A 21,420-nucleotide genomic window follows, 5' to 3' on the forward strand; every position below is an offset into this window, starting at 1 on the left:
CGCGAGCGCTGTTTGCGGCGGATCGCTGCCACCGAAGTCCGTGTGGGGAACCCTGAGGGAATCAGATTCCCTCAGGGTTCCCCTCACGGACATCTGCACCACGGAGCGGAGTGGCGCGCGGGCCGCATCGCCCCAAGGGCGCTTTCAGCCCCACAGCTCGCTGGAGCGGGATGCGGCCTGGGCAGCCACTGCGGCCACGAACTCCTTCCCTGGCAACGGATCCAGCTTGCGGCCATCCCGGAGCCGAGGCGCGACCAGGTCCGCGGCAGCCTCTCGCGCACCGATCACCGCCTGGTACGGCGCCAGCCGCCGGTCGCGGATACGAGCGCCCAGGCTCCCCCGGTCCGCCGGGACGACCTCGGCGCGCAGCCCAGCGTCCATCGCCTGCTCCGCCACCGCTTGGGCCGCCGGGAGTTCCGCGTCGCCGACCGGCAGCACGGCCACCTGCACCGGAGCAAGCCACGGCGGGAAAGCGCCGCCATGCTCCTCGATCAGCTGTGCCAGCACGCGTTCCAGGCTGCCGAGCACCGCGCGGTGCACCAGGACCGGCCGGTGCGCGCGGCCGTCGGGACCGACGTACTCCAGCCCGAACTGCTCCGGCTGGTGGAGGTCGACCTGCACGGTGGACAGGGTCGACTCGCGGCCGGAACTGTCGGCGATCTGGACGTCGATCTTCGGGCCGTAGAACGCGGCTTCGCCCGGCCCGCGTTCGTACTCGACGCCGTCGAGCGCTTCGACGAGCACCTCCGCCGCGCGCTCCCACGCCTCGGCCGCACCGGCGTACTTGCCCCGGTTGTCCGGCAAGGAAAGGCGGTAACGCGCGGGTTTCAGGCCCAGATCGCGGTAAACCCGGCGGATCAGCGCGAGCGCACTCCGCACCTCCGCGCCGACCTGCTCGGGCAGGCAGAAAATGTGCGCGTCATTAAGCTGAATCGCCCGCACGCGGCTGAGCCCGCCGAGGACGCCGGACAGTTCGGCGCGGTACATCCCGCCGAGTTCGGCCAGCCGCACCGGCAGTTCGCGGTGGCTGTGGGCGCGGGAACGGTAGATCAGCGCGTGGTGCGGGCACAGGCTCGGCCGCAGCACGACCTGTTCGCCGCCGAGGTCCATCGGCGGGAACATGTCGTCGCGATAATGCGCCCAGTGGCCGGAAAGCTCGTACAGCTCCCGTTTCCCCAGCACCGGCGACGACACGTGCTGATAGCCGGCTCGGCGTTCGACCTCGCGGACGTACTCCTCCAGCACGTGCCGCACGGCGGCGCCGTCGGGCAGCAGGTACGGCAGCCCGGCTCCGATCAGCGGGTCGCTGCCGAACAGGCCGAGTTCCCGGCCGAGTTTGCGGTGGTCAGGCATGGCGGTCTCCTCACGGAAGGCGAGGCGAGCGCACAGCGAAGAGCCCGGGGCGCTCGCCCCGGGCTCGAATGGCAGTGTTCAGCGCGCCGGGACGGGATCCGGCGTCGTCGTGGACTGGGCGCGCTTCATGGCCCGAACGGTAACCCCGCGCGAGGCGGGACCGCACCTGATTTCCGGGTCAGGGCTTCCAGCCGCTCTGCGCGGCCCACATCTGCGCGCGCACGAACGCCGCGTTGACCCAGCCCTGCTTCTCCTCCGCGTACTGCTCGACCGTGCCGTCCGCGGAATGCTTGCGCGCCAGTGCTTCCTTGACCTCGGTGTAGTTGTCGCGCTCGTCCGGATGCGCCCGGATCCAGTCGCGGAACAGCAGCGCGAGCCGCCACGCCGGGGTCTCGGTGGACCGGACGTGCAGGTTCACCGGCCGCTTCGGGTCGGCGCTCTGGTGGAAGCGCTTGAGCCACTTCCCGTCGCCGTCCTGCGGATCGTCCCACCATTCGCCTTCGCGGCGCGGGAAACCGGCGTCGGCGAGCGCTTCGGCAAGCGCATCCGCATCATCCAAAGAGGACACGGTGAGCTGGAGGTCGAGGATGTCCTTGGCGGGCAGGCCCGGCACGGCGGTGGACCCGATGTGGTCCGCACGCACCAGCCGTGAACCCGCGATCTGGCGCAGCCGCGCCAACCGGCGTTCGGCCTGCAGCGGCCAGCTCGAGTCGTACGGCGAGATCACCGGCGAGGCCGGCGGACGCGGTTTGCGCAGCCGCAGGTTCGCCTCGAACGGCACCAGCCGGTCCGCCCACAGCGCGTCCACTTCGGCGAGCACGACGTCCTGCGTCCCGCCGTTGTCGAGCCAGACGTCCGCGACCGCGCGGCGCTGTTCCTCCGCGGCCTGCGCCCGGATCCGCGCCCGGGCGTCGGCCTCGGGCATGCCGCGCACGTCGACCAGCCGGCGCACCCGCACCTCCACCGGCGCGTCGACCACCAGCACCAGGTGATACGCGGGAGCGAGGTCGTTCTCGACGAGCAGCGGGACGTCGTGCACGACCACCGCGTCGTCCGCGGCCTCGGCCATCAGCTCGCCGGTGCGCTGCCCGACCAGCGGATGCACGATCGCGTTGAGCCGCTTGCGGCTTTCGTCGTCGGAGAACGCGCGCGCGGCGAGCGCGGGCCGATCGAGCGAGCCGTCCTCGGCGAGGATTTCCTTGCCGAAGGCCTCGGTCAGCGCGGCCAGCCCGGGCGTGCCCGGTTCCACGACCTCGCGCGCGATGCGGTCCGAGTCGATGACGACCGCCCCGTGTTCGGCCAGCCGGTTCGCCACTGTCGACTTCCCCGCACCGATCCCGCCCGTCAGGCCCACTCGCAGCATGGCCACACCTTAACGAGAGCCACCGTCACCCACTCAGGCGACATCGGACCCCCTGCACGTGCACCCGCACAGGTACCCGCACACCCTCCGCGTAAACGCAAGCACATTTTCGGGCGTAGCCGAACTGATGTGGGTGACACGCCGCGCGCTTGCGCTGTTTTCGCGGGTCGAGTGCGTACCGTGCGCGGCGGAAGGGTCGCCCACACGGAGGAACAATGGCGGATAAGCACGTCGGGAAGCACCGGCTCGGCACCCCCGGCCTGGTGCACTGCGTCGGCTATCGCCAGGTCTCGGACGCTCTCGCGGAATACCGGCGCACGTGGTTCAGCGCGCTGCTCGTGCCCGCGAAGCACAGCCTGGCCGGCCTCCGCCGTCGTGCCCGCGAAGCGGCCCTCGAACGTGCCTGGGTGCCTTCGGTTTCGCTTGAACGCGCCTGACCCTCCCGCTTCGGCGAGCGCCGTGAGGGCCACCTTCACGGACTCTGATTCCCCATGCCAGGAACTCAAGGCTGTGACGCGGACGTGCTTCCGGCGTGTTTCCCCAGCTCAGCTGGCTCGATCCGGGTGAACGCACGTCGCTGCGGCCCCGCAGCCCGGCAGCGGAAGCCGGGTTGCGGTCCGTGAGGGGACCCCCGAGGGAATCTGATTCCCTCAAGGAGTCCCTCACGGACCGCCGCGATCAGATCGCGTGGGTTTCGATCGCGATCTCGTGGCTCAGCGTGCGATGCACCGGGCATTTGTCGGCGATCTCCAGCAGCCGCGCGCGCTGGGCGTCGTCGAGGTCGCCTTCCAGCGAGATCTCCCGGGTGATCCGGCTGATCAACCCGACCTCGGTCTCGCAGCGTTCGCAGTCGCGGGCGTGGACGCGGTCGTGCCGGAGCCGGACGGTCGTGCGGGTCAGCGGGATTCCCTTGCGGTCGGCGTACATCCGCAGCGTCATCGAGGTGCAGGTGCCGAGCGCGGACAGCAGGAGGTCGTACGGCGTGGGACCGGCGTCCGCGCCGCCCGCGCTCGTCGGTTCGTCGGCGAGGAATTCGTGGCCCGCGGTCGTGACGCGCTGGGTGTAGCGGCCGCTCCCGGCATCGGTGACGACGACAGTGCCGGGTTCCGGCTGGGTCATGAGGGCGGATTCCTTCTGCTCGGCACTGCCCGCCCGGTGCGGGCGGTCGCTTGTGGACGGTCCGGGAACGACGTTCCCAAGAAGCCGTGAATATCGTATCTTCTGCTTGCGAGACGCGGACGCGCTTCCCGCGGAGCACGGGCAAAAGGGGGTGGGAGATGGCCACCCGGCATCTCTCGACACGACCGGCGGAGCAGCACAACCGCGGCCGGTTCCTCGACGCGGCGCTGACCGTTCTGACCGAGCGAGGCGTCGCCGGATTGACCGTGCGCGCGGTGGCGGAACAGGCCGGGGCGTCCACGATCACGGTGTACACGCGCTTCGGCGGCCGCACCGGCCTGCTGGACGCCTTGTACGAACGGGCTTTCGACCTGCTGGGCGAAGACCTGCGCGACGTTCCGCGGACCGAGGGCGACGGGATCGCCGATCTGGTGGAGGTCGCGCTCGCCTACCGCCGCTTCGCACTGGAAAGCCCGGCGCGCTACGGCCTGATGTTCGAGCGTTCGGTGCACGATTACGACCCCGACCCGGCGCTGCGATCCGGGGTGCTGCGCACGAGTTTCGCCGAGTTCGTCGCGAAAATCGACCTGGTCTGCCCGCCGGGCGTCGTCCCGCAGGAATGCGGCTACCTGCTCTGGACGGCGATGCACGGGCTGGTGAGCGTCGAGCTGACGATCCGCTCGCAAAGCCCGCTCGACGACTGGTTCCTCGACCCGAGCGAAACCGCGCACGAGACGATGTACCGCCGCGGGGTGCGCGCGACGATCGACGGCCTCGGCCTGCGCGCCTGACCCCGAACCGCACCCGGGCATCGCGCTCGGGAGCGCTGGGCCGAGTTCGTCGCGAGATCGACCTGGCCTTGCCGCCGGACGTCCTCGCGCGGGACGGCGGCCGCCTCGCGTGAACAAATCCGGAAAACAGTTCGGCCCCGGTCCGTGCGGACCGGGGCCGAAACTGTTCAGAGACTCAGCGAGTCAACGCTCACGCGCCGCCCGACAGCTTCTCGCGCAGAGCCGCGAGCTGCTCGTCGCTGGCGAGCGTGCCGCCGCTCTTCGCCTCGACCGGGGCGGACGAGGTGTAGCTCTGCTCGCCGCCCTCGATGCCGGTGGCAGCGTCGGCAGCGGCTTCGGCGTCGGCCTCGGCGGCCTTCTTGACCTGGGCCATGTGGGCCTCGTAGCGCGTGTGGGCCTCGGCGTAGCCGCGCTCCCACTCCTCGCGCTGCTTGTCGAAGCCTTCCTGCCACTCCTGCGTGTCCGGGTCGAAGCCCTCGGGGTAGATGTAGTTCCCCTCGGTGTCGTACTCGGCGGCCATGCCGTACTGGGTGGGGTCGAACTCGGTCTCCGGCGTGACGCCCTCGTTCGCCTGCTTCAGCGACAGCGAGATGCGACGGCGCTCGAGGTCGATGTCGATGACCTTGACCATGACGTCGCCGTTGACCTGGACGACCTGCTCCGGGATCTCCACGTGGCGCTCGGCCAGCTCGGAGATGTGCACCAGGCCCTCGATGCCCTCCTCGACGCGGACGAACGCGCCGAACGGAACGAGCTTGGTGACCTTGCCCGGCACGATCTGGCCGATCGCGTGGGTGCGGGCGAACTGGCGCCACGGGTCTTCCTGGGTCGCCTTCAGCGACAGCGAGACGCGCTCGCGGTCCATGTCGACGTCCAGGACCTCGACCGTGACCTCCTGGCCGACCTCGACGACCTCGGACGGGTGGTCGATGTGCTTCCAGGACAGCTCGGAAACGTGCACCAGGCCGTCGACGCCGCCCAGGTCCACGAAGGCGCCGAAGTTGACGATGGAGGACACGACGCCCTTGCGGACCTGGCCCTTGGCGAGCGCGTTGAGGAACTCGCTGCGCACCTCGGACTGGGTCTGCTCGAGGTAGGCGCGGCGGGACAGGACCACGTTGTTGCGGTTCTTGTCCAGCTCGATGATCTTCGCCTCGAGCTCGCGGCCGACGTACGGCTGCAGGTCGCGCACGCGGCGCATCTCGACCAGCGACGCGGGCAGGAAGCCGCGCAGGCCGATGTCCAGGATGAGGCCGCCCTTGACGACCTCGATGACGGTGCCCTTGACGGGCTCGTCCTTCTCCTTGAGCTCCTCGATCGTGCCCCAGGCGCGCTCGTACTGCGCGCGCTTCTTGGACAGGATCAGACGGCCTTCCTTGTCCTCCTTCTGGAGAACGAGGGCTTCGACCTCATCGCCGACGGCGACAACCTCGGCCGGGTCGACATCGTGCTTGATGGACAGCTCGCGCGAGGGGATGACGCCCTCGGTCTTGTACCCGATGTCGAGCAGGACCTCGTCGCGGTCGACCTTGACGATGGTTCCCTCGACGATGTCCCCATCGTTGAAGTACTTGATCGTCTTGTCGATAGCCGCGAGGAAGTCTTCCTCCGACCCGATGTCGTTGATGGCGACCTGCGGGGCCCCGGTCGGGGCGGTCGGGGCGGTGGCGGTGTCGGTGGTCATTAGGCGGGTTGCTCCGGTGGATGGGTGTCGTAGGTGGATGTGAAGTTGGCTACCGGCGGTGCACGCGGCGAGTCCCGCAGCCATGGCATGCGGCGACCCTGCTCAAACGTCCGGCGACCAAACGTTCCACCAGTGAACGACCGCGGCATGACCCGCTGACGATGCGCGGCCCCGGTGGGTAGTCACCCGGGCAGCGCGAACCCCACTGCGCTAACACGTATCGTACGCGGGCCCCCGCGGGGGACACAATCAGGGTCGCCCTGGGCTCCCGGTACCTTCTGTCGAACGTTTCCGCCGGTCCGGGCATTCCCCGCGCCCAGCCGGCGCCACCGGGAGAGGAGACCGGCATGCCCGAGCCCGCTGCGGCCCCGGCGGCCAGCCACGCGAGCGCTGAAGAGCGGCTCGGCACCGTCGGCGTCGCCCACCGCGAGGTCGGCGGAAACGAGGCGGAAGCGGCGAATCTGGCCTGGTGGGACGCGGATGCCGACGACTACCAGGCCACCCACGGCGGATTCCTCGGCGACGCCGATTTCGTCTGGTGCCCGGAGGGCGTCCGCGAGGAGGACGCGCGGCTGCTCGGCGACGTGCGCGGACGCCGCGTGCTCGAGGTCGGCTGCGGACAGGCCGCGTGCTCGCGCTGGCTCGCGGCCGCCGGGGCCGAACCGGTCGCCACCGATCTGTCCGGCGGCATGCTCCGGCACGCCCGCGAGGGGAACGCCCGCACCGGCGCGACGGTCCCCCTCGTGCAGGCGAACGCCGAGCGGCTCCCGTTCGCCGACGCCAGTTTCGACATCGCGTGCTCCGCGTTCGGCGCGCTCCCCTTCGTGCCGTCGCTGGAGACGGTGTTCGGCGAGGTGCGCCGCGTGCTGCGTCCCGGCGCACCGTGGGTTTTCTCGGTGACCCACCCGATGCGGTGGATCTTCCCGGACGACCCCGGGCCGCAGGGGCTCACCGCGACCCAGCCGTACTTCGACCGCACGCCGTACGTCGAGGTGGACGACGACGGCACGGCGACGTACGTCGAATACCACCGCACGCTCGGCGACTACGTGCGCGCGCTCGCCACCGCGGGCTTCGCGCTGGAAGATCTCGTCGAGCCGGAGTGGCCTGCGGGCCACATGCGCACCTGGGGCCAGTGGAGCCCGCTGCGCGGCAGGCTGTTCCCCGGCACCGCGATCTTCCGCACGCGCCGCGACTGACCGGCTACGCTGCGCTGGTGAGCTCCGCAGGCCGATTCGCCGAACTCGACCCGCTCTTGCCGCCGCCCGTTCCGCTCGCGAGCGGCGACCGGCTGCGCGCGGTGACCGCGTCCGGCACGCAGGTTTCCGCCATGCTCCAGCGCTACCGGCACGGTCCGGGCGACGCTCCCCTGCTGTGGTCGGCGGCCGAGGTGTGGCAGCTGTTCCCGGATCCGGAAACGGCGGGCACCGAAGGATTCGACGCGCTGCTCGGCGCGCTTCGGTCCCAAGTGGACACTGAAGCGCCGGGCGCCGATTCGGCGTGCGTCGTCAACTGGCCGAGCCGCGACGCCGAAGCCATCCGGGCTTTCCTCGACCACGGCCTGGTTCCGTTGTCCGCACTGGCCGTTCGCCCCGCTGTAGTGCCAGAAAACGTCGAGACCGACGCATCGATCCGCCTCGCCGGACCGGACGACTACCCGGCGGCTCTGGCGTTGTGCACCGCGACATTCGATTACACCGGCCTTGTCGCGCACCGGAAACGCGAGCAGACCGCGGAGTTGCTCGGCCCGGCATTGCGCCGCGCGCTCGGCGAGAAGGCGACCTGGCTCGCCGAGGTCGACGGCGAGGTGGCGGCGCTCGCGCAATGCGACTGGGTCGAGTCCACGCCCGGAAGCGAGGCCGCCGAGCTGCTGCCGTCCGGACGCTGGGGGTACGTGAACAACGTCGTCACCGCCCCCGCCAGCCGCGGCAGCGGGATCGGCCGCGCGCTGATGGCGCGCGCGCACCGCGAACTGCTGAACCAGGGAGCGACCGGCACCTACCTCTATTACAACCCGACCAATCCCCTGTCGTCGGTGTTCTGGCACCGGCAGGGCTACCGGCCGCTGTGGACGTCCTGGGAAGCACACCCTGCGTGGGCCTTGCGCTGAGCTTTCCGCTCTTTGGTGTGACGTCCGGCGAGCCGTCTTGCCGACCCCCGAGGTCAGGACTAACTTTTGAACTGACTAGTCAGTTCAAAATCCGTGGAGTGTGTCCTGTGCAGGTCCGTGCCGACCGGGTGTCCCTGAAGGGTCCCCACGGCCCCTTGTTGCCGCCTACCTCGCTCACCGTCGAGGAGGGCTGCCTCACCGTGGTGCACGGCGAGCCGGGCGTCGGCATCACCGCGCTGGCGCTCGCGCTGGCCGGGCGGCTGAAGCCGACCACCGGCACCGTGACCGCCGATTCCGACGGCGACCTGCGGCGGCTCGTGGCCGTGGTGGACTCGCCAGGGGTCAGCGAGCCGGACGAGGCCTTGTCGCTGCGCGTCGTCACCGGCGAGGAGCTGGCGCTCGCGCACCGTCCTTCCGGCAAGGATGCGGTCACGGCTTGGCTCTCGCAACACGACGCGGGGCCGTATGCCGACAGCCGGTTCGAGAGTCTCGAACCCGCGCTGCGCACCCGCCTGCTCACCGCGCTGGCCGCCGAACGCGACGGCGTGCGCGTGCTCGTCCTCGACACGCCCGACCGGCACACCAGCGACGTCGGCTCCTGGACCGCTGTTGCGAAGGAGCACGCCGCGCGCGGGTTCGCGGTGGCCGTGTTGGCCGCGACGACGCCGGAATCGGCACTCCCCTATCCGCCCGCGAAGGTCGGCGAGGCCGAGCAACCGGACCCGATCCGGCTGTACGCCCCGCCAGAGCCCGCTGAAGCGGAGACCGAGGCCGAGCAGACCAAGCAGCTCCCGGAGACCGCCGAACTGACCGCCGAAACCGAGAACTCCGAGGGAGACCGGGCATGACCACCCCCCACAAGCGGGCCGGCGGACTGAACGCGTTCCGGATCGCGCGCAACGAGCTGCGCAGGCTGTCCACCGGGACGCTGCCGAAGCTCGCCATGTTCGCGCTCGTCATGGTGCCGCTGCTGTACGCGTCGTTCTACCTCTACGCGAACTACGACCCGTACGGCCGCCTCGACAAGCTGCCCGCCGCCGTGTTCACCGAGGACGCCGGCGCGAAGGACACAGGCGGGGCCGAGCGCAACGTCGGCCGCGAGGTCACCGACGAACTGGTGAAGTCCGGCACCTTCCAGTGGCATCAAGTGTCCGAAAAGGACGCTCGGGACGGGGTGCGGGACGACAAGTACTCGTTCGCCATCGGCATCCCGCACGACTTCTCGAAGGCGCTGCTGTCGTCCGGCAATTTCGAGCCGCAGCAGGCGACCATCACGCTGACCACCAACGACGCCAACAACTATCTGTCCGGCACGATCGCGAAGCAGGTCGCCGACCAGGTCCGCAAGACGATCGCGGAGAAGGTGGGCAGCGAGGCCGCGGACAAGTTCCTCGTCGGTTTCTCCACCATCTACGGCAAGATCTCCGAAGCCACCGACGGGGCCAAACAGCTCGCCGACGGGGCGGCGAAACTCCAGACGGGGCAACATCAACTGGCCGACGGGGCGAGTCAGCTCGCGACCGGGTCGAGCAGTCTCGCCACCGGATTGGGCACGCTCAAATCGAGCACCGCGCAGCTGCCGAGCCAGACCCAGAAGCTCGCCGACGGGGCGGGCCAGGTGGCCGACGGCAACCAGAAGGTGGCGAGCGCGGGTTCGCTGGCCGCGTCGGCTTCCTCGGACGTGATGGGCCGGATCGACAGTTATCGCAGCCAGCTGGCGGCGAAGCTGCAGGAATCCGGGGTGTCCGACAACGTCGCCAGTTCCATCCTGGCCGACTACGACAAGCTGCGCACGGACGCGAACCAGGCCAACGGGAAGATCCAGTCCGCCAACGGAGACCTGCAGAAGCTCTCCAGCGGCGCCCGGCAGGTGTCCGACGGGGCGCACCAGCTCGCGTCGGCCTCGCCGCAGCTGGCCAACGGGATCTCGCAGGCGTCCGACGGCGCGAACCAGCTGCGCGACGGCTCGGCGAAGCTGAACGACGGCGAGAAGACCGCCGTCACCGGCACCGACCAGCTCGCCGACGGTTCGGCGAAGCTGCGCGACGGACTGGCCGCCGGGCTGTCGCAGATCCCGAACCCGGACGATCCGACCCGCACCGCCACCGCGAACACGATCGCCGACCCGGTCGCGGTCACGTCGAACGGCGTCGCGTCGGCGGGCACTTACGGCGCCGGGCTCGCGCCGTTCTTCATCTCGCTGGCCACCTGGATCGGCGCGTTCGTGCTGTTCCTGCTGATCCGCCCGCTGTCGACGCGCGCGCTCACCGCCGGCGCGTCGCCGCTGCGGGTCGCGCTCGGCGGCTGGCTGTCCTCGGCCGTGCTCGGCCTGGGGCAGGTGATCGTGCTGTTCGCCGCGGTGACCTGGCTGGTCGGCATCCACGTGGCGCATCCGTTGGGCGCGATCGGGTTCGCCTGTCTGGTGTCGCTGGCCTTCACGTCGATCGTGCACGCGCTGAACGCGCTCTTCGGCGCCGTCGGCAAGTTCCTCGGGCTGGTGCTGCTGGTGTTGCAACTGGTGAGCGCGGGCGGCACGTTCCCCTGGCAGACGATCCCGGACGCGCTCTATCCGCTGCACATAGTGCTGCCCATGGGCTACGCCATCGACGGGTTCCGGCATCTGCTCTATACCGGCGCGTCGATGCAGATCCTCGGTGACATAGGGGTGCTGGTCGCGTACCTCGTCGGCGGGATCCTGCTGTCCACCCTCGCGGCGCGCAAACACCGGGTGTGGTCGGTCTCGGCGCTCAAGCCCGAGCTGAGCCTGTGAGAGAAGCGACCAAGCGGAAGCTCTTCGAGGCCACTCTGCGGCTGTCGGCCAGTCGCGGCCTTGTCGGGCTGACGGTCGATGACATCGCGGCTGAGGCCGGGGTCGCGAAAGGGACCGTTTATTACAACTTCGGGTCCAAGGACGGGCTGGTCGACGCTTTGCTCCGGTTCGGCGTGGACCTGCTCGCCGGACGGTTGCGGGCGGCCGGGACGGATGATGATCCGTTGGCGGTGATCGAGGCTCAGGTGGATACGACGCTGGAGTTCATTGCGGAGTATCCGGGGTTCTCGCAGATCGTGGTCAGCGAGTTGTGGCATACGCCTGGGCGGTGGCATGACACGTTGGCGTTGTTGCGGGAAGAGCTGATTGCCGTCGTCAAGGCGCAGCTGGAGAGGCTGGGGGCCGCGGGGCGGTTGCCTGAGGGGTTGGATATCGCGACCGCCGCGGCTGGGGTTTTCGGGACGATGCTGGTGGTGGCGTTGGATTGGCAGGTCTTTCATCCGGCTCGGTCCCGGGCTGACGTGCTCGGATCGGTGATGTTGTTGATTCGCGGGTTGAAGAGGTGACGTGGTGGGGCCCGGCTTCGGCGCCGGGCCCCTCAGGGGTTAGTGGCAGTTAGCGCAGCAGCCGCAGCCCTTGCCGGTGCAGGCGGAGCAGCATCCGTGCCGCAGGACGGTCTGGAACAGGCGCTTGATCATTGCTCGGTCCTTCCGGGTCGGTCATTCCTGCGTGGGTCACGCTAAGTGGGGTGGTGGTTACGGGGGTACCGCTGACCGGGCAGGCGGGCGGGTGAATCCTCGGGGGCACGCGGGCTCGTCACGGCGGGACGCGAGTGGCACCGGTCATCCGTCGAGCAGAATCCGGCCCCGGTTGTCGAATCCGGTGCCGCGTGTTCGACGCACGGGTGAAAGCGGCTCGCCGCGGGCGAGGCGCACCCGAAGGAGGCACTGGAATGCGGACACTGCACATCGGACTGCGAGTGGCCGATCTTCCCCGGTCGCTGGCGTTCTGCACGGCGCTCGGCTACGAGGTCGTCGGCACGGTGCCCGAGACGCCGATCGGGCAGCTGACCATGCTCAAGCTCCCCGGCGACGAGTTGGTCGAGCGCGGCACTGACGTGAGCCACCTTGTCGTGCGGGTCGAATCGATGGCCGACACGCTCGACATCCTGGCCGGCGACCGGATCGAACTCGTCCAGTGGCCCGCGGGACACCCCGACGGCATGACCGCCGCCGACTGGCCCGGGAAAGAGGACTGAGAGATGAGCAGGACGCCGCTGCGGCTGTACATGTCCATGTCGATCGACGGATACATCGCCGGGCCGGACGACCGGCCCGGTCAGGAACTCGGCCGCGACGGATTCCGGCTGTTCGATTGGCTCGACCATCGGAATGAGGAAGGGGTCAGCAAGCAGGTCTACGCGGAGGCCTCGGCGACCGGTGCCGTGATCTCCGGACGCCGCACGTTCGAGCTGGCCAAGCGATGGAACGGCGACCACCACGACGGCGTCCCGATCCACGTGCTCACCCACCGCTTCGACCCCGACGACGAGCCACCGGGCAGCGCGAAGTTCTACACCGACGTCAACGCGTGCGCCGACGAGGCCCGGGACAAAGCGGGAGACCGACCCGTGCTGGTCCACGGCGCGGGCGCGGCACAGGCTCTGCTGGCCGCGGGCCAGCTCGACGAACTGGAACTCCACCTCGTCCCGGTGCTGCTGGACGGGGGACGGCGACTCTTCGCACCGACCGGGCTCGGCCACGTCGAACTGGAGCCCGTGCGGCGGCTCGAAGGCCGCGGCGTCACGCATGTGCGATACCGCATCGTCCACGGAGCCCGGTGAGATCTGGCCTCCGCGGTGGATTTCCGCTCGGCGACCCCTGGGACAACCCAGCCGTTCGCGGCTGGGTGTCTCCCCTACTGTCCACAGGGGACGTTCAGCCAGTCTGCTCTGGGGATGCTCTTGCGGGTCTCTTCGAGTCTGGTCAGCAGGGTTTCCAGTTGTGCGGGGTCCGCGGTGTATTCCAGGATCGCGCGGTAGAAGGCGCCGGTCATGGTCTTCGGCATGAGGTCGGAGGCGTCGAAGCAGACTGGTTTTCCTGAGGTGATGGTGTCGGCGACCTTTCTCCTTACGGGGTCGCGGTAGACGTCCTTCGGTACTGCGGTTCCCGCGGAGAAGGCCGTCGCGTTCGGGTTTCCTGCCCAGATTTGCTGGGCTTCCGGCGAGACCAGGAAGTCCAGGAATTGGCGGGCTTGCGGGGTGTCGTTGAACATCGCGGCCAGGTCCGCCGATACTTCCGACGCGCCGGAGCCTGGGAACGGGAAGAAGTCGTAGTCGGTTCCTGGTTGCGGACGCGGGCCGGTTTCGTTGTGCAGGTGCATGGTTTGGTAGCTGCCCATGGCGAAGGAGCCTTGGTGTTCCATGCGGCAGCCTGGCGGGTCGGTGAAGAGGGGGCGGGCCGCGTCTCGGAAGTCGGTGAGCAATGCCGCCGGTGCACCGCCTTGGATGCCGCCGGGGTGGACTACCAGGGTGCCCCAGTCTTGGAATGCCTGGCGTACCGGCGTTGACGTCCACGGGAGGGTGCCTGCCGCCCATTGGCGATAGATCTCCGGACCCGCGGAGTGCAGCAGGATGTCTTCGATCCAGTCGGTGCCCGGCCAGCCTGAGGTGGGCGGGGCGGCCAGTCCCAGGCACCACGGGGTGTTCTGGCTGGCGGCGAGAGCGACGAGTTGGTGCCAGGTGGCGGGTTTCGGGGACGGGAGGCTTGCGGGGCGGTACCAGATCGCGCTTTTCAGGTCGGCTTTGACCGCGACTGAGTAAAGTTTTCCGGTGCCGAGGCGTTGCAGGTTGACCCATTGTCTGCCGTAGAAGGATTCGGCTTGTTGTTCCAGGAAGTCGAGAGGTTTGATTTCCTGGCGGCGGGCGTAGTCGGCCAGCAGACCCGGGCTGGAGAGGACTGCTATGTCGGGGGCGGCGCCTTGCTGGACGTCTGCGGCTAGGACCTGTTCGACGGCACGCGTGCCTTGATAGCGGACTTCTATGCCGGTCTTTTCCTCGAAGCGTTGTTTGACCTGGTTGAAGGCTGCTTCCTCGCCTTCGGTCCATACTCCGATTACCTGGACGGTGTTGCTGTTCGCGGCGACCCCGCATGCCGAGGAAGCCGCCACCAGCGCGGTGGCCGCGAGCAGGAGCAGTCTCTTCCACCGGGTCATGGGCGGTACCGGTATTCGTCGATCCGGCGGTATAGCCCGGCCACCACTAGCGCGCCGGTGAGAATCAGGGCGGTGGGGACCAGTATGGGCAGACCGCCGGATTCGGTGGCGGCGGCTCCGGCCGTCGTTACGGCTCGGGCGGCTGAGGTGATGGCGTTCTGGGCGGGGGCCGCCGTCGAGGTGGTTGGGGTTTGGCGGCGAAAATCGTCCACTGTGGACCCGCAGTCGGACGGGCCGCAGCGTTGGTGCAGGAGGGTGGCCAGGCGGGCGTGGCCTCCCGCGTCGGCGGACTCGATGCTTTTCTCTCGGACGGCGACGGCTTGGTCCACATTGCCGCGCACTGTGTCGAGGCGTCCGGCCAAGGCGAAGGCGGCCAGCAGGCCTGCGACGACGCCCAGTCCTAGTACGGTCGCGCCCAGCAACGGCGGGTTCAGGCGGCGGCGGAAACGCTGGCGCAGGAAGACTTGGGTCGCGACCAGGAGAGCGAGCAGCACGATCGGCGGCAGCAGCCAGAGGATGAGCAGGCCCGCGCTCATCCTGGTGCCGGAGATTTGGCTGTCCAGGGCAGTGCGCTCGTCTTTTTGCAGTTTTCCTAGTAGCTCCAAGACGTTGTCGGGGGCGTGCAGCAGGCGTGAGGCGTACCAGAGGTCGGCTAGTCCGACCAATTCCGCGCCTGGTTGGCGGAAGTGGGCGTCGGCCTGGCTCATGGCGCCGGAGTACGACGCGACCAGGCCTTCGACGGTTTGCAGGGTTCCGGCGCCGGGGTCGCCTGCTTGGTTGAATTCCGCGACCCGGGCGAGGCTTTGGCTCGCTGACGCCATCCGGTTTTCGTACTCCTGTCCTGGACCGGCCAGTTTTGCTTCTCCGGAGGCGAAGCTGGCGATGGCCGCGGCGTCGGCGGATACGAGGGCGTCTCGCGCGGCCGCGACTTCGAGGATTGCTCGGCTGGTCGCGGACGAGATCTGGTCGGCGGTCCGGACGACGCCGCTGACCGCCAGGTACGAAGTGACCAGTGCGAGCACGGTTCCGGCCAGCAGCACTGCCCGGATTCGGACTAGCGCTTGCCGCGTTCGGAGTGTCACGCGGCGCCTCCGTGCAGCGGCTCTCCGCACTCCTCGCAGAACCGGGCGTCGGACGCGTTGGGAGTCTCGCAGTGGCGGCAGATCGCTGGTTTCGCGTCCGGAACGGGCGCGGGACGGGCATCGCGGGGCTGGTCGCCGACGTTCGAGACAGTGGAGACCAGCAGGTTGAGCAGTTCGCTGCGGGTGACTTCGGGGCGAAGCCGCACAGCCTCGCCAGTCGTGTCGACTACCCGGGCGAGGCGGCGCAGGACTTCCTTGTTGCTGGTCCGCGTGGCGATTTCGACAGCCTGGCCCCATTCGCGCGCCGCCCGCGCGTGGTCGCCCGCGGCGTAGGCCTCGTCGGCGTTCACCAAGGCCTCGCTGAGTTCCGCGTGCATGGTGTAGCGCCGCACCTTCGGGTCGACCAGCGTCGGGGCGACCGGGTCGTGGGTCCAGTGCGCCAGCAGCGGGACCGTCGAATCCGGGGCGTCGTCGACCTCGACCCAGGCGAGCATTCGGTCGGAGCCGTACTCCGGCCGGGCGTCCGCCGAGACCTCCACTGCGAGCTGGAATTCCCGGGTCTCCCCCGCGCTCCACGAACCGAGCGAGAGGACCGTCTCTCCGTCGCCGTCGGGGACGCAGCGCGAGGTGAGGTCGTATTCGCTTGGCCAGACCTGCTTCACGAAGCGCAGCGTGGTTTGTTCGGTGACGCCGATCCGCAGCCGCGCGGACGGGATCACCTTGGCGAGCGCCGCGGCCATCAGCGAGCGGAAGTCGTCGACCAGGTCTTCGTCGCGTACCACCGAATCGACGGAGCCGCGCAGGACCCGGCCGATCTCGACCAGTTCGGCTCGTTGCCAGCCGTCGCCGATTCCCCTTGCGTCGCAGACGAATTGGCCTTCGCAGGCGTCTAGTTCGCGGCGCAGCGACTCCGCTGATTGCGACTGGTTGTTCCCGTCGGTCAGCAGGATCGCGTGCCGCACTGCGTCGGGTACCTGGGCGAACAGCTTGCGCGCGCACTCCAGCCAGGTGCCCATCGCGGTGCCGCCGACTGCGACGAAGCGCTCCACTGCGGCGACCGCTGCTGCTCGGGTTTCATCCGACGCTACTGCCAGACCGGGTTCGGGTGGATAGGCCAGGTCGGCGCGTTCGGTGCCGCGGACGACTGCGAAGCCGACACCGTCGGGAAGGGCCGAGATCGCTGCGGCCGCGGCCCGGCGTGCGGCGGCGATTTTCGTCGGCGGGTAGCGCATCGACGTCGAGCAGTCGACCAGGAGCACTTCCGCGCCGGGCGGCCGGAACTCGGGCTGGCCGTCGTCGCGCGCGGAGACGGTGACCACGGCCTGCATCGCGGTGTCGCCTTCGCCGAGGTAGCGGTTCTGATGGACCTCGACGTCCCAACCCCTGCTCATCCCTCGCCCCTTCGCCGCCTACACCCAGGTCGTCGGCCTCGTCTCGTTCGCCCGGTCGACCAACGCGTCGTGGTACTCCGCCGAACCGGCCCGGCGCGCGATCCGCCGGTACGACTGCTCCACCAGCAGCCGCAGCCCGTGCTCGTCGAGGCGTTCGCCGAGGACCGGGCCGGGCGGCATCCCGCGCATCCCGGCGGCGAAGCACCGCAGGGCGCTCTCGCGGACCTCGGCGGTGAGCCGGTCCGCGGTGTCGCGGTCCAGGTCCAGCGCGGACAGCCGGTCGATCGCCTCGGTCAGGTCCTCGATGCCCGGCAGCGCGTCCCCCACCGGCAGGATCCCGGCGCGCACGCGGATTCCGGCGATCCGGGCCGCCTCGTCGTGCCGCGAGTACTCCGGGACCTGGTCCAGCAGGTCCACCGCCGCCGTGCGCTCGTCCAGCCGCAGATGCCCGCGAGCCAGCCCGAAAACGGCGTTGACCTGCAGGTGGTCCCGCACCCACAGCGCGTCGTAGTAGCGCGCCGCTCGTTTCGACCCGCCGCAGTGCTCCGCGCACAGGCCGAGCGCGAGCTTCGGCGTCTCCTCGCCCGGGATGTCGCGGTGCACGCGCTCGAACCAGGTCTGCGCGGTCTCCACGGCGCCTGCGGCGAGCGCGACCAGGCCGCGATGCCAGGCGATCCGCCAGTCGTGCTTGGCCCGGGCGCCGAGCAGATTTTCGGCGGCGTCCACGCGCCGACCGGCCTGCTCCGTGCCGGTTGAGTCCACTTCGGACAGTTCCAGCCAAGCCCGGCACCGGCGCAGTTCCACCTCGACGGTCGAGTCCGCGCGTTCGAGTTTCTTCAGCAGCCGCGCGGGATCCGGCGCACGGACGGTTCGCAGGAAGGTCACCGCTGGGTCGTGCGGATCCTCGTGCGGCACTGGCAATCCGAGCGCGATGTCGAACGGTTCGGGCAGCGCGCCGAGCGGGCCCGCGGTGCGCCGGGCGCGGCGTACCCACTCCCCGACCGGCCTCGGCTGGCCTAGCCCGGCGTCCAGCAGCACGGCCGCTTCGGTGAACAGCGTGGAGATCGACGGCCGCGACTGGCGGTCGCGCAGCGAAAGGATCTCGTGCAGTACGCCGTCGAGTTGCACGAGCATTTCGCCGGTAGTGGCGAAGCGGTGCTCGTACGGGCCGGTCGCGCGGTCGAGCACCTGGGTGAAGGATTCGACGCCGAGCGCGATCCGCTTGTCGGCCGGATGCGGCCAGCCGTCGCTGCAGCGGAACAGATCGCGCAGCGTCGCGCCGACGGTGTGGATGTCCGAGCGCACGGTGAGCCCGTGTTCGTCCAGTTCGGTCGCGCCGATCTGGAACCGCGGATTGCCGACGATCGGGCTGGTCTGGTCGCCGATCTTGCGGATCGCGCCGAAATCGATCAGCTTGACCCGTTTCTCGCCGTGGATCACGTTCTGCGGGCTCAGATCGCAGTACAGCAACCCCTGTTCGTGCAGGTAGCCGAGCGCGGTGAGGATCTCCCGGCCGTACGCCACGACGTGCTCGACGAGCAGCCTTCCCTCGGGCCCGTCGAGCATCGCGCGGCCGCGCCGCATCACCTCGGCGAGCGGGAGGCCGTCGACGAACTCCATGACGATGTAGCGCGCGTCCGGCCCGCCGTGCGGGTCCGGATGCGTGGCGACGTCGTGGATCCGGACGATGTTCGGGTGGTCGAGCGAGGTCAGCACCTGGCTCTCGGTCTCGGCGATCCGGACCGCGGCCTCGTCGCCGGTGTTGAGCAGGCCCTTCAGCGCGACGTACTGCTTCAGCCGGAGATCAGTGCCGAGGTAGACGTAGCCGAGTCCACCGCGCGCGATGCAGCCGTGCACCTGGTAGCGGCCGTCCACCACATCGTCCGGAAACAGCTTGGGAGAGAAGGAAAACGGCGTGCCGCACTGCGAGCAGAAACCTTCGGTGCGCGCGGGACGGCCGCCGGTCGAGCGGCCGACCGGCGCGCCGCAGCCGCGTTTGCCGCAGTGCCGTTCGTCCTCGGCGACGTGCGGATCGGCGAGGACCCGCCCGGCGATGTCCGGCAGGACGACCACGGGGAGCGGGATGTAGTCGTCGCCGGTGCCGTGGCCGGCGGTCTGCTGCTCCCGCGTGACGACGGTGTCGGCGATCCGGCTCGCGCCCGGGGCGGGGATGACGAGCGTCGCGTCGGCTTTCGGTGCGGGCCTCTTCGGCTCGGATCCCGGTGCCCAGCCGCACTTCGCGCAGAATCCGGCACGGCTGATCGTGCCGGAACAGTTCGGGCGGGCGCAGGCCGTCATCGACTCCCCTTGCGCACCGCGGCACCGAACTCCTCGACAGCCGCCGCGGCCGCCTCCGGCTCGCACGCGCCCTCGTACAGCAACTGCCAGGCGTTGGCGTACAACGAATCCAGCAGCGGATCCTCGACCCGGCCAGCAGCCCGGGCGCGCTCTCCGTAGCCGTCGAGCCGAAACCGCAACTCGGTGCGGCGCTCATGCGCGGCGTTGAGCCGATCACGGGCGATTTTCGCCGCAGCCAGATCGGCGGCCACCACACTGGCGACTTCCTCGACGTGCCGCTCCGCCCACGCGACATCCCCGAGATCAGCGGCTTCCTGCAACCGGTTCACCGCACCACGGCGGCGACGCACCCGCGGCGGCGGAATGTCGTTCACTGCGAACCGCGGGACCAGCTCGGCGATGTGCTCCTCGAGAACGGCGAGTTCGTCGATCTGCTTGTCCAGCGCGGAAATCCGGCGAGCCAACCCGTCCGGGCGGCCCCCGTTCCGGCGCGACCGCAGCTCCGTCAGCCCCGGCGACGACTCCCGGCGGAACCCGAGTGCGAGCCGGATCCCCAGCCGCGCGGCGCGGTCCGCGAGCGGCGCGATCACCTCGCCGATCAGCTGTTCCGGCTCAGCCGCGTCGTCGATCGCGTTCACCACGACGGTGCGGCCGATGCCCGAATGCGTCGCGCCGTTGTCCAAGGTGAGGTCAAGCCGCTCCGCGAGCCGCTGCCGTACCTGCGCGGAGGTTTTGCCCGCCGCGTCGACCGCGAGATCGACGCTTCCCGCTGGCGGCAAGGTTTCCTTGGCCAGGGTGTCGCGCAGTTCGTTGGCCGCAGCGGAACGCTCGCGGTCGGCAAGCACCACCGCGAGATCAAGCGCGGCCGCTTTAGCGGACCCGGCCTCGCCGGTCACGACGATCCACACGCCGTGCCCCTCGCCGAACCAGCCCACGACTTCGCGCGCGAACTGCGGGTCGTAAGCGACCCGGTCGAGCTCGCGGCCGAAAGTCTGGTCGACGGCCGGACTCCCCTGCCCCCACCGGTCCGCGCCGAGGTAACCGAGAATGGTCTCGACCGGGATCATCCACGCGACCCGCTCGCCCTCGGCCTTGTACCGGGACACGACCATGCCGACCACGCGGCCGGTCTCCTCGTCGAGCACCGCGGTGCCGCTGAACCCGCCGGTGATCGGCTGGTCGTCGTTCTTCCGGGCCAGCTGGACCCATTCGCAGCCAGGCCCGCCTTCTCCGGCGAGCTCGCCGAACGTCCACAGCCCTTCGTCCGCGCCCGCCGGAAACCCGTAGGCGCGCACGGCTTGGCCGTCCGACAACGGCATCCGGTACAACGGCGCGCCCCATGCGCCCGGCACCCGTTCGGCCAGCCGCAGCACCGCGATGTCGCCGCGCTCGTCCCTTCCCGGCGGCACCCAAGCCCCCGGCGCAACGCGGCCGATGCGCACCGGAGTGCCGGGCAGCCCGACGAAATCGATGAGGACGTCCGCGTCCGGCCCGCCGGCCCGCTCGACGACGTGCGCGCAGGTGAGCACATGGTCCTCGTCGAGCATGGTGCCTGCCCCGCGGATCCCGCCCGTGCGGTCGCGCAGGCGAACCCGCCAGCGTCGACGCTCGGCCTGGTACCCCACGGGAGGACCCTACGCCGGACGCGCCGCAGGTCGGGCGGCGTTTGCGGAAAGTGGCCCACGCTGGAGCAGCAACCTCACCCGTTCAGCGGCGTCGCGGCACTTCTCGTGGGTGACACCGGTTTCTCCGCGATCGCTCCGTGTTGGCGGCCGGACAGCGAAGAAGCCGCTGACGTTGACGACACCGCCGGGCAGACTACCGAAAAGCCCGCGAATTTCAGGTTTCCCCGCGCTGGTGCGAAACGGATCGGCCGGACACCGTACCCGCGTGGGCTGCCGATTCGTGGTCGCCCGGCCGGATTCGCCGCCGATTTCGTTGTCCGCACCGCAGATCCGGGACCGCCCGACCGGATGCCGTCACCCGTTCCGCCGGACTCGTCCTCGCCCGAACGGACGCGGTGCCGATTCCGCCGGAAGAGCCAATGCCAGGAGCTGATAATAAGCCGCGTGACCCCGGCTCACTGACCATCCACAAAGGACGCCAACAGCACCGGAACGCCCGATTTGCCGCCGTGTGACCGGGTCTTGTCGTCCGTGAAGGGCTCCTTGAGGAAATCTGATTCCCTCAAGGAGCCCTTCATCGGGCGCCACCGAGATCTTCCTGGTGCGCCACGGGGAATCGAT

The 21,420-nt window shown here is 69.8% G+C and carries 18 protein-coding genes; 9 read left to right on the forward strand and 9 right to left on the reverse strand.

All coding sequences use genetic code 11. The features are described 5' to 3' along the window. Positions 1-144: 144 nt before the first annotated feature. Positions 145-1,389, reverse strand: a complete 1,245-nt coding sequence (thrS, locus tag ABZX37_RS46625; protein ID WP_354750791.1) for a threonine--tRNA ligase — start codon at positions 1,387-1,389, stop codon at positions 145-147. 142 nt (positions 1,390-1,531) lie between these two features. Continuing rightward, positions 1,532-2,716, reverse strand: a complete 1,185-nt coding sequence (gene coaE, locus ABZX37_RS46630) for a dephospho-CoA kinase (RefSeq protein ID WP_354750775.1) — start codon at positions 2,714-2,716, stop codon at positions 1,532-1,534. A gap of 215 nt (positions 2,717-2,931) precedes the next feature. Between coaE and ABZX37_RS46635 the strand changes: the two genes are divergently transcribed. After that, positions 2,932-3,153 carry a hypothetical protein gene (locus ABZX37_RS46635; protein WP_354750776.1) on the forward strand — a complete coding sequence of 74 codons (222 nt, stop codon included), beginning with the start codon at positions 2,932-2,934 and terminating at the stop codon, positions 3,151-3,153. A 241-nt stretch (positions 3,154-3,394) separates the two neighbouring features. Here the strand turns inward: ABZX37_RS46635 and ABZX37_RS46640 are convergent, their stop codons facing one another. Then, entirely contained in the window at positions 3,395-3,835 is a 441-nt protein-coding gene (locus ABZX37_RS46640) for an OsmC family protein (RefSeq protein WP_354750777.1), read from the reverse strand. 158 nt (positions 3,836-3,993) lie between these two features. On the opposite strand from ABZX37_RS46640, the gene ABZX37_RS46645 reads away from it, so the two are divergent. After that, positions 3,994-4,626, forward strand: coding sequence for a TetR/AcrR family transcriptional regulator (locus ABZX37_RS46645; protein WP_354750778.1), 633 nt, complete (start codon positions 3,994-3,996; stop codon positions 4,624-4,626). Between the two features lie 190 nt (positions 4,627-4,816). Here ABZX37_RS46645 and rpsA read toward each other — a convergent pair whose 3' ends face one another. After that, positions 4,817-6,310 (reverse strand): 30S ribosomal protein S1, encoded by a 1,494-nt coding sequence (rpsA, locus tag ABZX37_RS46650; protein ID WP_354750779.1) that lies wholly within the window; start codon positions 6,308-6,310, stop codon positions 4,817-4,819. Between the two features lie 347 nt (positions 6,311-6,657). On the opposite strand from rpsA, the gene ABZX37_RS46655 reads away from it, so the two are divergent. The 7 genes from ABZX37_RS46655 to ABZX37_RS46685 all read left to right on the forward strand — a co-directional run bounded on the left by ABZX37_RS46655 (position 6,658) and on the right by ABZX37_RS46685 (position 13,033). Continuing rightward, positions 6,658-7,509, forward strand: coding sequence for a class I SAM-dependent methyltransferase (locus tag ABZX37_RS46655; RefSeq protein ID WP_354750780.1), 852 nt, complete (start codon positions 6,658-6,660; stop codon positions 7,507-7,509). 17 nt (positions 7,510-7,526) lie between these two features. Further along, positions 7,527-8,420, forward strand: coding sequence for a GNAT family N-acetyltransferase (locus ABZX37_RS46660; RefSeq protein ID WP_354750781.1), 894 nt, complete (start codon positions 7,527-7,529; stop codon positions 8,418-8,420). Between the two features lie 107 nt (positions 8,421-8,527). After that, positions 8,528-9,268, forward strand: a complete 741-nt coding sequence (locus tag ABZX37_RS46665) for an ATP-binding cassette domain-containing protein (protein ID WP_354750782.1) — start codon at positions 8,528-8,530, stop codon at positions 9,266-9,268. 26 nt (positions 9,269-9,294) lie between these two features. Next, positions 9,295-11,190: a YhgE/Pip domain-containing protein gene (locus ABZX37_RS46670; RefSeq protein ID WP_354750792.1), complete on the forward strand. Its 1,896-nt coding sequence runs from the start codon at positions 9,295-9,297 to the stop codon at positions 11,188-11,190. Then, positions 11,187-11,756, forward strand: coding sequence for a TetR/AcrR family transcriptional regulator (locus ABZX37_RS46675; protein WP_354750783.1), 570 nt, complete (start codon positions 11,187-11,189; stop codon positions 11,754-11,756). Before ABZX37_RS46670 ends, ABZX37_RS46675 begins: the two co-directional genes overlap by 4 nt. A gap of 386 nt (positions 11,757-12,142) precedes the next feature. After that, complete coding sequence (locus ABZX37_RS46680; RefSeq protein ID WP_354750784.1) at positions 12,143-12,448, forward strand: VOC family protein; 306 nt, start codon at positions 12,143-12,145, stop codon at positions 12,446-12,448. 3 nt (positions 12,449-12,451) lie between these two features. Then, on the forward strand, positions 12,452-13,033 hold the full coding sequence (locus ABZX37_RS46685) for a dihydrofolate reductase family protein (protein ID WP_354750785.1): 582 nt from the start codon (positions 12,452-12,454) through the stop codon (positions 13,031-13,033). Between the two features lie 74 nt (positions 13,034-13,107). On the opposite strand, the gene ABZX37_RS46690 is transcribed toward ABZX37_RS46685, so the two are convergent. The 5 genes from ABZX37_RS46690 to ABZX37_RS46710 are packed head-to-tail and all read right to left on the reverse strand — an operon-like array spanning position 13,108 to position 20,799. Next, positions 13,108-14,403: an ABC transporter substrate-binding protein gene (locus ABZX37_RS46690; RefSeq protein WP_354750786.1), complete on the reverse strand. Its 1,296-nt coding sequence runs from the start codon at positions 14,401-14,403 to the stop codon at positions 13,108-13,110. Further along, positions 14,400-15,485 (reverse strand): hypothetical protein, encoded by a 1,086-nt coding sequence (locus tag ABZX37_RS46695; protein ID WP_354750787.1) that lies wholly within the window; start codon positions 15,483-15,485, stop codon positions 14,400-14,402. The genes ABZX37_RS46690 and ABZX37_RS46695 overlap by 4 nt, the downstream gene beginning before the upstream one ends. Further along, a complete protein-coding gene (locus tag ABZX37_RS46700; RefSeq protein WP_354750788.1) occupies positions 15,482-16,876 on the reverse strand; it encodes a VWA domain-containing protein in 1,395 nt (464 codons plus the stop codon). The genes ABZX37_RS46695 and ABZX37_RS46700 overlap by 4 nt, the downstream gene beginning before the upstream one ends. An 18-nt stretch (positions 16,877-16,894) precedes the next feature. Further along, positions 16,895-19,174: a tetratricopeptide repeat protein gene (locus tag ABZX37_RS46705; protein WP_354750789.1), complete on the reverse strand. Its 2,280-nt coding sequence runs from the start codon at positions 19,172-19,174 to the stop codon at positions 16,895-16,897. Continuing rightward, on the reverse strand, positions 19,171-20,799 hold the full coding sequence (locus tag ABZX37_RS46710; RefSeq protein ID WP_354750790.1) for a serine protease: 1,629 nt from the start codon (positions 20,797-20,799) through the stop codon (positions 19,171-19,173). The genes ABZX37_RS46705 and ABZX37_RS46710 overlap by 4 nt, the downstream gene beginning before the upstream one ends. Positions 20,800-21,420 lie beyond the last annotated feature (621 nt).

This window comes from Amycolatopsis sp. NPDC004079 (assembly GCF_040610415.1).
In the GTDB taxonomy this organism is placed as follows: Bacteria; Actinomycetota; Actinomycetes; order Mycobacteriales; family Pseudonocardiaceae; genus Amycolatopsis; species Amycolatopsis halotolerans.

Bases quoted from the DNA above. Each gene is read 5' to 3' on its own strand.
- coaE (WP_354750775.1), bottom strand. From the start codon at position 2,716: ATGCTGCGAGTGGGCCTGACGGGCGGGATCGGTGCGGGGAAGTCGACA.
- ABZX37_RS46635 (WP_354750776.1), top strand. From the start codon at position 2,932: ATGGCGGATAAGCACGTCGGGAAGCACCGGCTCGGCACCCCCGGCCTG.
- ABZX37_RS46640 (WP_354750777.1), bottom strand. From the start codon at position 3,835: ATGACCCAGCCGGAACCCGGCACTGTCGTCGTCACCGATGCCGGGAGC.
- ABZX37_RS46645 (WP_354750778.1), top strand. From the start codon at position 3,994: ATGGCCACCCGGCATCTCTCGACACGACCGGCGGAGCAGCACAACCGC.
- rpsA (WP_354750779.1), bottom strand. From the start codon at position 6,310: ATGACCACCGACACCGCCACCGCCCCGACCGCCCCGACCGGGGCCCCG.
- ABZX37_RS46655 (WP_354750780.1), top strand. From the start codon at position 6,658: ATGCCCGAGCCCGCTGCGGCCCCGGCGGCCAGCCACGCGAGCGCTGAA.
- ABZX37_RS46680 (WP_354750784.1), top strand. From the start codon at position 12,143: ATGCGGACACTGCACATCGGACTGCGAGTGGCCGATCTTCCCCGGTCG.
- ABZX37_RS46685 (WP_354750785.1), top strand. From the start codon at position 12,452: ATGAGCAGGACGCCGCTGCGGCTGTACATGTCCATGTCGATCGACGGA.
- ABZX37_RS46690 (WP_354750786.1), bottom strand. From the start codon at position 14,403: ATGACCCGGTGGAAGAGACTGCTCCTGCTCGCGGCCACCGCGCTGGTG.
- ABZX37_RS46700 (WP_354750788.1), bottom strand. From the start codon at position 16,876: ATGAGCAGGGGTTGGGACGTCGAGGTCCATCAGAACCGCTACCTCGGC.
- ABZX37_RS46705 (WP_354750789.1), bottom strand. From the start codon at position 19,174: ATGACGGCCTGCGCCCGCCCGAACTGTTCCGGCACGATCAGCCGTGCC.